General features: G+C 72.9%; 9 protein-coding genes and 1 pseudogene. 8 read left to right on the forward strand and 2 right to left on the reverse strand.

Annotated elements, in window-relative coordinates; genetic code table 11:
* Positions 1–95 precede the first annotated feature (95 nt).
* The 5 genes from BLV05_RS12740 to BLV05_RS12760 are packed head-to-tail and all read left to right on the forward strand — an operon-like array spanning position 96 to position 6351.
* Complete coding sequence (locus tag BLV05_RS12740; protein WP_046769057.1) at positions 96–806, forward strand: response regulator transcription factor; 711 nt, start codon at positions 96–98, stop codon at positions 804–806.
* Positions 803–2341: a sensor histidine kinase gene (locus tag BLV05_RS12745; protein ID WP_046769056.1), complete on the forward strand. Its 1539-nt coding sequence runs from the start codon at positions 803–805 to the stop codon at positions 2339–2341. The genes BLV05_RS12740 and BLV05_RS12745 overlap by 4 nt, the downstream gene beginning before the upstream one ends.
* Positions 2338–3579: a glycosyltransferase gene (locus tag BLV05_RS12750; RefSeq protein ID WP_046769055.1), complete on the forward strand. Its 1242-nt coding sequence runs from the start codon at positions 2338–2340 to the stop codon at positions 3577–3579. Before BLV05_RS12745 ends, BLV05_RS12750 begins: the two co-directional genes overlap by 4 nt.
* Positions 3576–5546, forward strand: a complete 1971-nt coding sequence (locus tag BLV05_RS12755) for a mannosyltransferase YkcB-related protein (RefSeq protein ID WP_046769054.1) — start codon at positions 3576–3578, stop codon at positions 5544–5546. Before BLV05_RS12750 ends, BLV05_RS12755 begins: the two co-directional genes overlap by 4 nt.
* On the forward strand, positions 5539–6351 hold the full coding sequence (locus BLV05_RS12760) for an intradiol ring-cleavage dioxygenase (protein WP_046769053.1): 813 nt from the start codon (positions 5539–5541) through the stop codon (positions 6349–6351). Before BLV05_RS12755 ends, BLV05_RS12760 begins: the two co-directional genes overlap by 8 nt.
* On the opposite strand, the gene BLV05_RS12765 is transcribed toward BLV05_RS12760, so the two are convergent.
* Positions 6352–7305 carry a hypothetical protein gene (locus BLV05_RS12765; protein WP_046769052.1) on the reverse strand — a complete coding sequence of 318 codons (954 nt, stop codon included), beginning with the start codon at positions 7303–7305 and terminating at the stop codon, positions 6352–6354.
* A gap of 16 nt (positions 7306–7321) precedes the next feature.
* The gene (locus BLV05_RS12770; protein WP_046769051.1) at positions 7322–8470 is read right to left on the reverse strand and encodes an Mrp/NBP35 family ATP-binding protein; all 1149 of its coding nucleotides are present in this window, start codon (positions 8468–8470) and stop codon (positions 7322–7324) included.
* Positions 8471–8538: 68 nt separating this feature from the next.
* Between BLV05_RS12770 and BLV05_RS12775 the strand changes: the two genes are divergently transcribed.
* The 3 genes and pseudogenes from BLV05_RS12775 to BLV05_RS12785 all read left to right on the forward strand — a co-directional run bounded on the left by BLV05_RS12775 (position 8539) and on the right by BLV05_RS12785 (position 15095).
* Positions 8539–8994: a MarR family winged helix-turn-helix transcriptional regulator gene (locus tag BLV05_RS12775; protein ID WP_046769050.1), complete on the forward strand. Its 456-nt coding sequence runs from the start codon at positions 8539–8541 to the stop codon at positions 8992–8994.
* Positions 8995–9237: 243 nt separating this feature from the next.
* Positions 9238–10162 (forward strand): annotated as a pseudogene (locus BLV05_RS38595) (transposase family protein).
* 562 nt (positions 10163–10724) lie between these two features.
* On the forward strand, positions 10725–15095 hold the full coding sequence (locus BLV05_RS12785) for a ThuA domain-containing protein (RefSeq protein ID WP_063932663.1): 4371 nt from the start codon (positions 10725–10727) through the stop codon (positions 15093–15095).
* Positions 15096–15129 lie beyond the last annotated feature (34 nt).

Raw genomic sequence — 15129 nt, forward strand, 5'->3', positions numbered from 1 at the left:
CGGCGAGGCGGAGCCGTCCCGGCGGCTCCGCCTCTCACAGGAACTTCATGGGAACCTCTCAGCGGTTCCTCAACCTGCCCGGATAGACCGGAGCCATGACTCTCGATCAGGCCCCCCGGATCCTCGTGGTCGACGACGAACCCAACCTGGCCGAACTGCTCACGGCCGCGCTCCGCTACGAGGGCTGGGCGACGTCGACGGCGCTCACCGGCCAGGACGCCATCCGGGCCGCGATCGAGGACGCGCCGGACGCCGTCGTGCTCGACGTGATGCTGCCCGACGTCGACGGGCTCGGCGTCATGCGGCGGATCCGGGCGCACCACCCGGGCGTGCCGGTGCTGTTCCTCACCGCCCGCGACGCCGTCGAGGACCGGGTGGCCGGCCTCACCGCCGGCGGCGACGACTACGTCACCAAGCCGTTCAGCCTGGAGGAGCTGGTGGCTCGGCTGCGCGGACTGCTCCGCCGGGCTGGGGCCGAGCGCCCGGCCGAGCAGTCCGTGCTCGCCGTCGGCGACCTGCTGATGGACGAGGACGCGCACGAGGTCGAGCGGGCCGGCGAGCCGATCAGGCTGACCGCGACCGAGTTCGAGCTGCTCCGGTTCCTCATGCGCAACCCGCGCCGAGTGCTGTCCAAGGCGCAGATCCTGGACCGCGTCTGGCAGTACGACTTCGGCGGCCAGGAGAACATCGTCGAGCTGTACGTCTCGTACCTGCGGCGCAAGATCGACAAGGGCCGCGAGCCGATGATCCACACCGTCCGCGGCGTCGGCTACCTGCTCAAACCCGCCGCCGAGGCCGGGCCGTGACCGGGCACCCGCTGCGGCGCCGGCTGGTCTGGATCGTCGTCGCGCTGGTGTTCGGCGTCACCGCGGCGCTGGCCGTCGTGTCGGCCGTCGCGCTCCGCTCGACGCTGTCCGACGAGCTCGACCAGCAGCTCGAGCTGGCCTCGGAGCGGGCGGCGACCACGCCGCAGGGCCCGCCCGGCTCCGGCGGCGAGCACGTCCCGCTCGGCCAGGCCGCCGGCACCGTCGGCGTCTACTACGACGACGGCGAAGTGGTCGACGCCGGGTACGTCGACGACGCCGGCAAGTTCCAGCCGCTGGACGCCGAGCAGCTGGCCGCGCTCGAGGACCTGCCGCAGGACGGCAAGATCCACACCGTCGAGCTGCCCGGCCTGGGCACCTTCCGCGCCGTCACCGCACACGCGCCGCACGGCGACGCCGTCATCACGGCGCTGAGCGACGACGGCATCACCGGCACCGTCGGCTCGTACGTGACGGTCGAGGTCGCGCTGGCCGGTGCGGGTGTCGTGCTGGCCGGCGTCGCGGCGACGGTGCTGGTGCGCCGGGCGCTGCGGCCGCTTGACCGGGTCGCCGTCACCGCCCGCCAGGTGTCCGAGCTGCCGCTGGACAGCGGCGCCGTCGGGCACATCCCGCGGGTGCCGCCGGCGCTGGCGGCCGAGCGCGGCGAGGTCGGCGCCGTCGGCGCGGCGTTCAACCGGATGATCGCCCACGTCGAGACGGCGCTGTCGGCGCGGCACGAGTCCGAGCAGCAGGTCCGCCGGTTCGTCGCCGACGCCAGCCACGAGCTGCGCACACCGCTGGCGTCCATCCGCGGCTACGCGGAGCTGGTGCGCCGCTCGCCGGACGAGGTCCCGCCCGCGGCGACGCACGCCATCGGCCGGGTCGAGTCGGAGGCGCGCCGGATGACCGGGTTGGTCGACGACCTGCTGCTGCTCGCCCGCCTGGATGCCGGCCGGCCGCTGGAGCGGGCGCCGGTGGACCTCGCCGGCCTCGCGGTCGACGCGATCGCCGACGCGCACGCCGCCGGCCCGGACCACGTCTGGCGGCTCGACCTCGGCGCCCGGCCGCGGCCGCTGCTGGTCGACGGCGACGACGCCCGGCTGCGGCAGGTGCTCGCCAATCTGCTGGGCAATGCTCGGGTGCATACGCCGGCCGGCACGACGGTGACGGTGTCCGGCCGCCGCCGCGGGGGCGACGTCGTGCTGAGCGTCGCCGACGACGGACCCGGCATCGCGGCGGACCAGCTCCCCGGCCTGTTCCAGCGGTTCAGCCGCGCCGACACCGCGCGCAACCGCACCGGCGGCTCGACCGGGCTGGGCCTGGCCATCGCCGAGGCGATCGTGCACGCGCACGGCGGCACTATCGCCGCCGAGAGCTGGGCGCCGACGTGGACGTTCCAGGCGGCGGCGAGTCCCACAAGGGAAAGGAGGAACAGCCGGGAGGGCACGACGTTCACCGTGCGGCTGCCGGCACTCACAGCCGGCGCACAGGTGGAGCACAGCCCGGCCCGAGCCGGGTCGCCGACCGTGGCGGTATGACGACGACGAACACTCGCCCGGCACCGGCCGCGCCCGCGGTCCCGGCCGCCGGGCCACCGGTCCTGGATCTGGTGATCCCGGTCCACAACGAGGGGGCGACGCTCGACGAGGCGGTCCGCCGCACCCATGACCACCTCATCCGGAAGCTGCCGTTCAGCGCCCGGATCACTATCGCCGACAACGCCAGCACCGACGACACCCTCGCCGTCGCGCAGCGGGTCGCGGCCGAGCTGGACGGCGTCCGGGTGCTGCACCTGGACGGCAAGGGCCGCGGCCGCGCGCTGCGGGAGGCGTGGGGCCGGTCCGACGCCGCCGTGCTGGCCTACATGGACGTCGACCTGTCCACCGACCTGTCGGCACTGCTGCCGCTGGTCGCGCCGCTGGTGTCGGGGCACTCCGAGGTCGCGGTCGGCACCCGGCTGGCGCGCGGCGCCCGGGTGGTCCGCGGCCCGAAGCGGGAGCTGATCTCCCGGGCCTACAACCTGCTGCTGCACGGCGTGCTCGCGGCCCGGTTCTCAGACGCCCAGTGCGGCTTCAAGGCGATCCGCGCCGACGCGGCCGCCGAGCTGCTGCCGCTGGTCGCCGACGGCGCCTGGTTCTTCGACACCGAGCTGCTGGTGCTGGCCGAGCGGGCCGGGCTGCGCATCCACGAGGTCCCGGTCGACTGGGTCGACGACCCGGACAGCCGGGTCGACCTCGTCGCCACCGCCGTCGCCGACCTGCGCGGGATCGTCCGCCTCGGCCGCGACCTGGTGACCGGCACGGTGCCGCTGGACCGGGTCCGGGCGGCGCTGCCGGCGCCGCGGCTGGACCGCAACGGCGCGCTGCCGCCGTCCACCGCCGACACTCCGGTGCCGCTGGCCGCCCAGATGCTGCGGTTCGCCGTCGTCGGCGCTGTCTGCACGGTGCTCTACGCCGTGCTGTTCCTCGCGGCCCGCCCGTCGCTGGGCGCGCAGGCCGCCAACCTCGCCGCGCTGCTCGTCACCACGCTGGTCAACACGGCGCTGAACCGGCGGCTCACGTTCGGCGTGCGGGGCCGGAGCGGGCTGGCCCGCCACCACGGCCAGGGCCTGGTGGTGTTCGGGCTGTGCTGGGCGCTGACCGCCGGCGCGCTGGCGCTGCTGGACCTCGGCGGCGCCGCCGTGTCGCACACCGCGGAGCTGGCCGCCGTCACCGTCGCGAACCTGATGGCGACCGCGCTGCGGTTCGTCCTGCTGCGGGGATGGGTGTTCCGATGACCACGACGACCTGGGCTCCGGCCGCCCGGATCACGACCGTGGTGAGCGTCGTGCGGCGCGACCGCGTCGTGCTCGGCGCGCTGCTGGCCGGCACCGCGGTGCTGTACTTCTGGAACCTGACCGCGTCGGGGTACGCCAACGAGTTCTACGCGGCGGCCGCCCAGGCCGGCTCGCAGAGCTGGACCGCGTTCCTCTGGGGCGCCTCCGACGCGGCCGGGTCGATCACCGTCGACAAGCCGCCGGCCGCGCTCTGGGCGATGGGGCTGTCTGTGCGGGTGTTCGGGCTCTCGTCCTTCGCGATCCTGCTGCCGCAGGTGCTCATGGGGATCGGCTCGGTCGGGCTGGTGTTCGCCTCGGTGCGGCGGCTGCTCGGGGCCGGCCCGGCGCTGCTGGCCGGCGCCGTCCTCGCGCTGACGCCGGTCGCGGCGCTGATGTTCCGGTTCGACAACCCCGACGCGCTGCTCGTGCTGCTGATGACGGCGGCCGCGTACGCGGTGCAGCGGGCGATCGAGTCGCCGTCGGACCGCCGGCGGATGGGCTGGATGGCGCTCATGGGCGCGCTGATCGGGTTCGGCTTCCTCACCAAGCAGCTCCAGGCGTTCCTCGTGCTGCCCGGCTTCGCGGCCGCGTACCTGCTGGCCGCGCCGGTCCCGTTGGCGCGGCGGCTGCGCGACGGGGCCGTGGCGCTGGGCGCGCTGGTGGTCGCGGCCGGCTGGTGGGTCGCGCTGGCCGAGCTGGTGCCCGCGTCGGCCCGGCCGTACATCGGCGGCTCGCAGGACAACTCGTTCCTGGAACTGACCTTCGGCTACAACGGGTTCGGCCGGCTCACCGGCGACGAGGTCGGCTCGGTCGGCGGGGGTGGCGGCTGGGGCTCCACCGGGCTGACGCGGCTGCTGGACGGGCAGTTCGGCGGCCAGATCGCCTGGCTCGCGCCGGCCGCCGTCGTGCTGGGTCTGGCCGGGCTGTGGCTGCGCCGCGGCCGGCCGCGCACCGACGCCATCCGGGCCGTGCTGCTGCTGTGGGCGGCTTGGCTGGTCGTGACCTGGCTGACGTTCAGCCTGATGGCCGGCATCTTCCACGAGTACTACACGGTCGCCCTGGCCCCGGCGATCGCCGTCCTCGCGGGGCTGGGTGGCGGGCTGGTGTGGCGGGCCCGGGCCGAGCGGACGTGGGCGCTGCCGCTGCTCGCCGGCACCACGCTGATGACGACGGTGTGGGCGTACGCGCTGCTGAGCCGCAGCGCCGACTGGCAGCCGTGGCTGCGGCCGGTCGTCGTGGTCGCCGGTGTGGCCGCGGCGGCGCTGCTGCTGGCCGCGCGGTGGGGCGGCGGTGCGCTGGCCCGGGGCGGCGTCGCGTTCGCGGTGGTCGCCGGGCTGCTCGGGCCGGCCGCCTACACGCTGCAGACCGTCGCGACGCCGCACACCGGGTCGATCGTCACGGCCGGCCCGGCGGTGACCACGTCCTCCGGTCCGGGCGGCATGGCCGTGCGCGGCGGACCGCCCGGCGGCGGTGGCCAGGGCGGTGGGCAGCAGTTCGGCGGCGGGCCGCGCGGCCAGGGCGGGGCGCCACCGGGCGGTGGCGGCGGTGGCGGAGGTGGCGGCGGCGCGATGGGCGGGCTGCTCGGCGGCGGCACCGCGAGCGCCGAGGTCACCGCCCTGCTGCTGGAGGACGCGGCCGACTACACGTGGATCGCGGCGACGGTCGGCGCGCAGAACGCCGCGAGCTACCAACTGGCCACCGAGGAGTCGGTCATGCCGATCGGCGGCTTCAACGGCAGCGACCCGGCCCCGACGCTGGCGCAGTTCCAGCAGGACGTCGCCGACGGCGAGATCCACTACTTCATCGGCGGCTCCGGCCCCGGCGGTGGTTCGGAGATAGCCGACTGGGTGGCCGAGAACTTCACCGCCGTCACCGTCGACGGCGTCACCTTGTACGACCTCACCGGAGGGGAGACGAACGATGCATGACGAGGTACGCGCCAGCCGCCGCCTGATCGCGCGGCGGCGGGCGCTGGGAATGGGCGGGACCGTCGGACTGGGCGCGGTGCTGGCCGCCTGCGGGGCGTCGGCGTCGGGCACGGCGCCGAGCGCGACGTCGACACCGTCCACCACGCCGTCGGCCGGTACGGACAACGACCTGGTGGCGATGCTCGACGCGGTCGACGTGGCCGGGACGTCGCCGGAGGCCACCGAGGGACCGTACTGGTTCGACGTCGACTCGATCCGCTCGGACCTGCGCGAGGACCGGCCCGGCGCCACACTGACGCTGGCGCTGCGGGTGCAGGACGCGCAGAACACGCCGCTGCCGGACAGCGTCGTCGAGATCTGGCACTGTGACGCCGGCGGGGAGTACTCCGGGTTCGAGGTCGCGTCCGGTGGCCCGCCCGGTGGTGGCGGGCAGTCGACGTCCGACGGCTCGTACAGCCAGGGCGACGTCGAGTCCGAGCCGACCGACGACGGCACGTACCTGCGCGGCGCCCAGGTGGCCGGCGCCGACGGCATCGTCCGGTTCACCACGATCTACCCGGGCTGGTACCGCGGGCGGACGGTGCACATCCACGTCCGCGTGCACGTCGACCAGCAGACCGTCCTGACCAGCCAGCTGTTCTTCGACGACGAGCTCAGCGACCAGGTCTACGCCGCGTCGCCGTACAGCGAGCACTCCGGCCGCGACACCTACAACGACGGCGACTCGATCTACACCGACGCCGGGCTGCTCACCGTCGTGGCCGACGGCGACGGCTGGCTCGGGTACACCAACCTGGGCGTGTGATCAGTCGTTGCAGCGGTCCAGCAGCACGTATTCGCCGGCGCCGGTGACGGTCACCGTGCCGGCGCCGGGACCGCTCAGCACCACGCGCCGCGACTGGACGCCGTCGTGCGTGGTCGTGACATCGCTGTCCACGGCCGGGACCTCGGCGAACGACTCCAGGCCCAGCTGCTCGACCCACGCGGAGACGGCGTCGCCGGTGCGCTGGCCCTCGGTGCCGCGGACGACGGCGACGAAGCCGCCGGTGGCGCAGGCCGGCAGGACCGGCGGTGCGAGCAGCTCATAGCCGTTCAGCAGGAGGTGCTCCTCGCCGGACGGGGCGAACGGCGCGCCGATCGGGTCGCCCGGACCGGGGAGGTCGTCCGGGACCGGCGGCGGCGTGACCGGCGAGTCGCCCTCCGGCGTCGGCGCCTCGGTCTCCAGGTCGGGTAGCGGCGACGACGGGCTGTCTTCGACCTCGGCGATGCGGACGAACGACAGATACGGGTCGGCGCGCTCGCTGACCAGCAGCTTCACGTCGAGCCGGTAGCCGTCCGGGCCGAACGCGTGCGTCTCGCACTCCAGCGCCAGCGGATCGTCGCCGGACGGGACGTCGTCGCTGCCGAGTGGCCAGCGCTCGCCGGTCGCCTCCGGGTACTCGACGTCCGCGACGAGGCAGGCGGACGGCTCGGCGTCATCGTCGGGGTGGTAGGTCAGCGGCTCCAGTCCGGCGGCGCGGACCTGGTCGACGAGGTCGGCGAACGCCGCGACCGGGTCGCCGTCGACCAGCAGCAGCGCCTCCGTCCCGCCCTCGTGTGGGAACGGCCCGCCCAGCAGCACGGCACCCCGCGGGACGGTCAGGTCCGCAGTGATCGGGCTGCCCGGCGGTGCGCCGGTGGGCGCCGAGCCGTCGCTGTCACCGTCGTCCCCACAGCCGGTCAAGAGCAGGAGGCCGAGCGGGGCGGCGACGCGACACATGCCGCCGACCCTGCCATCAGCCGGCGGGGGAGAGGCTGAGCGACATGCCGGCCAGCCCGCGCTGGCGGTGCGAGAGCCGTTTGGCCACCTGGCGCAGCGTGGCCGACGCCGGGGCGTCCGCCTCGCTCAGCACCAGCGGCACACCGGAGTCGCCGCCCTCGCGCAGCCGGGTGTCGATCGGGATCTCGCCGAGCAGCGGCACCGAGGCGCCGAGCCGCTTCGACAGCCCGTCGGCGACCCGCTGGCCGCCGCCGCTGCCGAACAGCTCGAGGCGGTGCTCCGGCCCGCAGTGCGGGCACGGCAGGAACGACATGTTCTCGATGACGCCGGCGACCTGCTGGTGCGTCTGCATGGCGATCGACCCGGCCCGCTCGGCGACCTCGGCGGCGGCCAGCTGCGGCGTCGTCACGACCACGATCTCGGCGTTGGGCAGCAGCTGCGCCAGCGAGATGGCGACGTCGCCGGTGCCGGGCGGGAGGTCGAGCAGCAGGACGTCGAGGTCGCCCCAGTAGACGTCGGTGAGGAACTGCTGCAGCGCGCGGTGCAGCATGGGCCCGCGCCAGGCGACCGGGATGTCGCGGTCGGGCTTGAACATCTCCGTCGAGATGAGCTTCACGCCGTGCGCCGGCACCGGCATGATCATCCGCTCGACGACGGTCGGCTGCGAACCCTCGACGCCGAACATGCGTGGGATCGAGTGCCCGTAGATGTCGGCGTCGACCAGCCCGACGGTGACGCCGTCGGCGGCCATCGAGGCGGCCAGGTTCGCCGTCACCGACGACTTGCCCACCCCGCCCTTGCCCGACGCGACCGCGTAGATGCGGGTCAGCGAGTCGGGCTTGGTGAACGGGATCTCCCGCTCGGGCGCGCCGCCACGCAGCTGCTGGGACAGCTCCTTGCGCTGCTCCGCCGACATGACGTCGAGCACCACCTCGGCCGACGTGCTGCCCTGCAGCGCCATGACCGCCGCGGTGACGTCGCGGGTGATGGTGTCGCGCAGCGGGCAGCCGGCCACCGTCAGGTACACCTCGACCCGCACCCGCCCGTCGGCGGCCACGTCCACGGATTTCACCATGTTCAGCTCGGTGATCGGCCGCTTGATCTCGGGGTCCTTGACCCCGGCCAGGGCCGCGGTGACGTCGTCGACGGTCGGGAGCGCACTCATATGGTCGATGCTACGTCCGCCGCGCTTCTGCGCCGCCTCGTGGGCGGTGGCGTCTAGGATCTGGACGAATGACGGCCAGCAAGGACACCGATCAGTGGATCACACCCGAGCAGCTCGAGGTGTGGCGGCTGTTCATCCGCGCCCAGTCCCGGGTCATGCGGCGGCTCGAGGCCGATCTGCTCGCTGTGCACGACCTCCCGCTCGCCTGGTACGACGTTCTCGTGCGGCTGCTGGAGGCCGACGGCCGGCGGCTGCGCATGAGTGAGCTGGCCGAGCGGGTCATGCTCTCGCCGAGTGGACTCACCCGGCTGGTGGACCGGATGGTCGAGGAGGGCCTGCTCGAACGTACCCAGGCGGAGCGGGATGGGCGCGGGTTCTACGCGGTCCTGACCGATGCGGGATACGAGCGGTTGCGAGAGGCCAGCGGGACGCATCTGCGCGGGGTGCACGATTACGTGGTGGGTCGGTTCGATGATGCCGAGTTGGCCACGTTGACGGAGTTGCTGCGGCGCATCGAGCCGTGATCGGGGTTTTGCCGGGGGTGTTGCCTAGTGGGCCGTCCCCCTGCTGCCCATTTTCTTAGCCGGGGACGCGCGCCTCAAGTCCGCGCCTCTGCTGTTCATTGTTCGCTGTGCTTGCGGGCTTGGACTTGACCCGCGGGTCCCCGGTCTTTACGACTTGGTGCGCAATAGAGGTGACGGCAGGTGATTGCTGGTCACGGCGCGTCGCTGCGGAGCTGATGGGCGGCCGCACAAGATCATGAAGCGGTGTCTAGTCGATCATGGGCTCGTGCGGCCTTGGTTCATTCTGCCTTCATCGGGATCTCCCGTCACCACCTGGGTCGCCTCGTGGCCGAGCTGGCCGGGCCATGGGCGGGCCGGCGGGAGTCTGAGCTGGCCCAGCGCCGTGGCCGACAACGCCGTGGCCGCGCCGAAGGGGCTGGGCGCAAGCACGAGCTGGTCTTCGTCGACCGGGTGATCGTCACGCTGGTCGTGCTGCGGCTGCAGCTGCCGCATGCCGCGCTGGCCCGGCTGTATGGGGTCGACCGGTCCACGATCACCCGGGCGGTGCGTCAGGTCCGTCCGCTGCTGGCCGGTCGCGGGTACGCCGCCCCGGCCGGGGTCCGGCTGCGCACCCTGGCCGACGTGTTCGCCTACGCCGCCCATCACGGGGTCACGCTGCGAATCGACGGCTCGGAGATCCAGGTCCGCCGCCCGAGAGCGAACCGGCCCGGGCGGCGGGCGTTCGTGTCCGGGAAGAAGCGGCAGAACACGATCAAGTTCACGCCAGATCACCGACGCCCATGGGCGGACCTTGTTCGCCGGCGGGTATCGGCCGGGCCGGATGCATGACCAGACCGCGGTCAAAACCGACGGCATCGACGAGCTGCTCGACCTGTACCCGGGGGTCGAAGCCGAACTCGACGATGGCTACAAAGGCCTGGCCAAGGCCCACCCTGGCCAGGTGCGCATCCCACCGAAGAAGCCTGGCGGCGACGCCACCGAGAACGACCTCGCCGCCTGGCGAGCAGCCCGCCACGCCCAGTCATCGACCCGGATCTGTGTCGAGCACGGCATCGGCGAACTCAAGCACTGGCGCCCCCTGCAACGCTGGATCGGCCGCCGCGACGACCTACCCGAGACGATCGCCGCCGTCGCATCGCTGGTCTCCGACCGCGCCGCCGCCCGGTAGCCGAAACAGCCGACACCTCAGCCGAGGACGCCCCGATCCCTATTGCGCACAACGTCGTAAGAACGGGCAGCTATCAGGGGGACGGGGGGAGTGTGGCGCCGGTCCTCACTCGCGTACGGAGTACCTCACTCGCGTGAGGACCGGATAGCGGCCGGTTCGGCGCCGGGTGTGGTCGTTTGGCGGGTGAGGTGCCTCGGTGGCGGGTGAGGTCACGCCGTCGTTGATGGGGGTGGTCGTCCTCGATGTCGGGAGCCGTGGTCTGCGGGGCTCGAGGACGTCTTTTGCCATCGAGGACGACTGTCGGTGTCGAGGCCGACCGGGCGAATTCCGGCGAACGGCGCAAATGGTCCGGGCTGTGCGGCCAAGAGAATGGGCAGCAGGGGGACGCCCAACTCGGCAAACTCCCCGGCAACGCTACGCAGCTCACCCGATTCGCCGAGCGGTGAGCACCTATTGACGGCGAGCGGCGAAAGCCCCTAGCGTACGCCGGAAAGCCCTTACCATCCCATCCACCTGCCGCTCTCCGGCTCGTGGGAAGGCGCTTTCCGGTCAAGGAGGCCCGATGTCCCGGAGCACCCGCCGCCTCACGTCGATCGTCACCGCGCTGGCGTTGCTGCTGACCGCGCTGGTCGGCGCCGCCACGGCCGCGACCACCGCCGCCGCGCACGAGGAACCGGACGCACCACGGTTCCGCGCGCTCGTGTTCTCCAAGGTCACGAACTTCTACCATCAGTCGATCCCCGCAGGTCAGGCGCTCATCGAGCAGCTGGGTGCGGAGCACGACTTCGAAGTCGTCACCACCGACGACGCTGCGATCTTCAACGATGCGGACCTGGCGACGTTCGACGTCGTGGTCTTCAACAACACGAACTCGACCCCGGAGAGCGGCGACCTGCTCAACGCGGACCAGCGGGCGGCGTTCCAGCGCTACATCCAGGCCGGCGGCGGCTTCACCGGCCTGCACGCGGCGACGGCGGCCGAACGCGACTGGGAGTGGTACGAGGGGCTGGTGGGATCGATCTTCACCAACCACCCGCCGGGCACCAACCCCGACGGGACGATCAACGGCCGGGTGAAGGTGACCGACCGCGTGCACCCGTCGACGGCGAACCTGCCGGAGCTCTGGGAGTTCGAGGAGGAGTGGTACAACTGGAACCAGCGCGTCGTCGGTGACGTCCACGTCCTGACCTGGGTCGACACCAAGGTCGGCGTCTCCGGGCTGACCGAGGGCCCGAACCACCCGTTCTCCTGGTGCCAGATCTACGACGGCGGCCGGTCCTGGTACACCGCGGGCGGCCACTCCGCCGCCGCCTTCCAGGACGAGCAGTTCGTCGAGCACCTCAAGGGCGGCATCGAGTGGGCCGCCGGTGTCGCGGACGGCGACTGCGGCGGCACCGTCGAGGACAGTTTCGACAAGGTGCAGATCGCGTCCAACCCGGCCGACCCGATGGCGCTGGGCTTCCTGAACGAGAACGAGGTCGTCTTCGTCGAGCGGGGCGGCGCGGTGAAGGTCATCGACCAGTCGACGCTCGGGGTGACGACGGCGGGCACGGTCCCCGTCTACACGCCCGACTCCGACGGCATGCTGGGCATCGCCGTCGACCCGGACTTCGCGACGAACCGGTGGATCTACCTCACGTATTCGCACGCCACGCAACCCAAGATCCAGATCTCCCGCTTCACCCTGACGCCACAGAACCAGCTGGACCTCGCCTCCGAGCAGGTGCTGCTGGAGATCCCGACGTACCGGCAGCTGAACCGGTCCGGCGTGCACATGGGCGGCGCGATGGACTTCGACGCGGCCGGCAACCTGTACGTCTCGATCGGCGACAACATCGACCCGTTCGAGTCGGGCGGTTACGCGCCGATCGACGAGCGCGGCGGCAGGGCGCACTTCGACGCGCAGTCGACGTCGGCGAACACCAACGACCTGCGCGGCAAGCTGATCCGGATCACGCCCACCGACGACGGCGGCTACACCGTCCCGGACGGCAACCTGTTCGCGCCGGGGACGGCGAACGCGCGCCCGGAGATCTACGCGATGGGCTTCCGCAACCCGTTCCGGTTCCGCGTCGACGACGCCACCGGCGACGTCCTGCTCGGTGAGCACTCGCCCGACGCCCGCAGCGACAGCGCGACCCGCGGCCCGCAGGCGCACGGCGAGTGGAACCTCATCACCGAGGCCGGGAACTACGGCTGGCCGTACTGCATCGGGCCCAACCGGCCGTTCCACGACTACAACTTCGCGACGGCGACGCCCGGCGCCGCCTTCGACTGCGCGAACCCGGTGAACGACTCGCCGAACAACACCGGCCTGCGCGAGCTGCCGCCGGTCGTCGGCGCGACGATGTACGAGAACTACGGCGCCACGCCGGCCTGGCCGGAGTTCGGCACCGGCGGCGTCGCACCGCACGGCGGCCCGGTCTACAACTACGACGCGGAGCTGGACTCCGACACCAAGTTCCCCGCCTCCTACGACGGCAGGTGGTTCATCGCCGAGTGGGACCGGCGCTGGATCAAGACGGTCTCCGTCCTGCAGGAGGACCACCAGGGCGATCGCTACCCGTCGGCGTCGGCGGGCGACGTCTACTCCGTCGACCCGTGGGGCATCGACCAGACGTGGATCCGGCCGATGGACATGGACTTCGGCCCGGACGGCTCGCTCTACGTCATCGAGTGGGGCAGCAACTTCGGCGGCGCCCTGCGCGGCGAGCCGAACGACGACTCCGGCATCTACCGCATCGACTACGTCGCCGGCGACCGGCCACCGACGGCGCACGCGGCGGCCACCCCGTCCGACGGCCAGGCGCCGCTGACCGTCCAGTTCTCCAGCGACGGCAGCGGTCACCCGCAGGGCCTGCCGGTGACCTACGCGTGGGACTTCGGCGACGGCGGCAGCTCCACCGAGCCGAACCCGTCGCACGTCTACACCGCCAACGGCACCTACCAGGCCCGGCTCACCGTCACCGACGACGAGGGCCGCGAGGCGCTGGCCGCGGTGCAGGTCGTGGTCGGCAACACCCGGCCCGTGGTGACGGTCGAGCTGCCACCCGACGGCGGGTTCTTCGAATTCGGCGACCTCGTGCCGTACGAGGTGTCGGTCGAGGACGCCGAGGACGGGTCGATCGCCGACGGCGGCATCGCCTGCGAGGACGTACTGGTGCAGACGCTGCTCGGCCACGACGAGCACGCGCATCCGCTGGACACCGTCGAGGGTTGCGAGGGCGTCGTCCCGACCATGACCGACGGCGGCCACGGCGGCGACGTCAACCTGTACTACGTACTCGAGGGCGTCTACGTCGACCGCGGCGGCGAGGGCGTCGGCACGCTGACCGGCGCGTCGGGCGTGCAGCTGCGCACCAAGCGCACCGAGGCCGAGTACGTCGACGGCAACAACGGCGTCACGCCACTGGCCCGGGCCGGCGCCAGTGCCGGCGTCCGGCTGGGCGAGATCCGGCCGGGCGACTGGGTGTCGTACGACCCGGTGAGCTTCCACGGCATCGACTCAGTCACCGTCGGCGCGTCGTCGGGCGGCCAGGGCGGCGTCATCGAGTTCCGCAAGGACGCGCCCGACGGCGAGGTGCTCGGCAGCGTCGAGGTGCTCAGCAACGGCAGCTGGGAGGTCGTCCAGGAGCTGGACGCCGAGCTGGCCGACCCGGGCGGCTCGTTCGAGCTGTTCATGGTCTTCCAGGCCCGCGCCGGCTACACGCCCAGCGGCCCGGACCTGCTCTCCGTCGACTGGCTGCGGTTCAACGGCATGGGCGTGGCGGACCCGTCCGCGCCGGTGGTGACGGCGTCGGCGTCGCCCGCCGCCGGGCCGGCGCCGCTGGAGGTGACCTTCACCGGCAGCGCGACCAGCCCGGCCGGCCGCGAGATCGTGTCGTACGCGTGGGACTTCGGCGACGGCGGGACGGCCACCGGTACGACGGCGACGCACACCTACGCGGCGCCGGGCTCGTACGAGGCGGTGCTGACGGCGACCGACAGCGCCGGCAGCGTCGGCCGGGCCGAGGTGGCCGTCGAGGTCGAGGAGCCGCCATCGGAGTGCCCGGTCCGCGACGACGAGTTCGACGGCGCCGCGCTGGACACCTGCCGGTGGTCGCGGATCGTCCGTGAGGCGGCCGCCGACTACCGCGTCGCCGGCGGCCGGCTCTGGGTGCGGACGACGTCGGGCGGCAACTTCGGCGCCAACAACAACCCGCCCGTGCAGAACCAGTTCCTCCAGCCGGTCGACCCGGACGAGGACTGGCTGATCCAGACCAAGGTGCACGCGCCGCTGGCGCACCGGTTCCAGCAGGTCGGGCTGCAGTACTACGAGGACGACGGCGACTACGTGAAGCTGGACCTCGTCGCCGACAACCAGCCCGGCCAGCCGCGGACGCTGCGGGTGGAGCTGCGCTCGGAGACCGGCGACGTGCCGTCGACGACGCAGCCGAACCTGCAGCCGGCGCCGGCCAACCCCGGCGACGAGTGGTGGTTCCGGCTGCAGAAGTCCGGCACGACGTACACCGGCTGGGTCAGCGTCGACGGCGTCACGTGGATCGAGATGCCGGGGACGGTGCAGAACACCGCGATCACCGATGGCGGGATCGGTCCGCTGCACCAGGGCCGGACGCAGACGGCGCCGGTCGAGGTCGGCTTCGACCACTTCAAGGTGAACCCGGAGGACGAGCCGGCCGCCTGCCCGACGCCCGACGCGCGGGCCACCGTGGTGGTCGGCGGGGTCGACAGCGGGGTGCCGAACCGGACGCTGCCCGACGGCTGCACCATCGGCGACCGCATCCTCGACGACGAGCAGTGGGCCGCCAGCGGCGAGTTCGTCCGCCACGTCGGCGAGGTGCTCGACCAGCCCGACGTCGCGGCGCTGATCACGCCGCGGGAGCGCGGCGCCATCGTCCGGGCCGCCGCCGGGAGTGACGTCGGCTCGTCCTGAACCACCGGCCCGGGTCCGCCGCCTGCCGGGGTGG

It is taken from the genome of Jiangella alkaliphila (assembly GCF_900105925.1).
Taxonomy (GTDB): Bacteria; Actinomycetota; Actinomycetes; order Jiangellales; family Jiangellaceae; genus Jiangella; species Jiangella alkaliphila.

Coding starts and splice junctions, on each gene's coding strand:
- BLV05_RS12760 (WP_046769053.1), top strand. CDS start 5,539: ATGCATGACGAGGTACGCGCCAGCCGCCGCCTGATCGCGCGGCGGCGG.
- BLV05_RS12770 (WP_046769051.1), bottom strand. CDS start 8,470: ATGAGTGCGCTCCCGACCGTCGACGACGTCACCGCGGCCCTGGCCGGG.
- BLV05_RS12765 (WP_046769052.1), bottom strand. CDS start 7,305: ATGTGTCGCGTCGCCGCCCCGCTCGGCCTCCTGCTCTTGACCGGCTGT.
- BLV05_RS12775 (WP_046769050.1), top strand. CDS start 8,539: ATGACGGCCAGCAAGGACACCGATCAGTGGATCACACCCGAGCAGCTC.
- BLV05_RS12740 (WP_046769057.1), top strand. CDS start 96: ATGACTCTCGATCAGGCCCCCCGGATCCTCGTGGTCGACGACGAACCC.
- BLV05_RS12755 (WP_046769054.1), top strand. CDS start 3,576: ATGACCACGACGACCTGGGCTCCGGCCGCCCGGATCACGACCGTGGTG.
- BLV05_RS12750 (WP_046769055.1), top strand. CDS start 2,338: ATGACGACGACGAACACTCGCCCGGCACCGGCCGCGCCCGCGGTCCCG.
- BLV05_RS12785 (WP_063932663.1), top strand. CDS start 10,725: ATGTCCCGGAGCACCCGCCGCCTCACGTCGATCGTCACCGCGCTGGCG.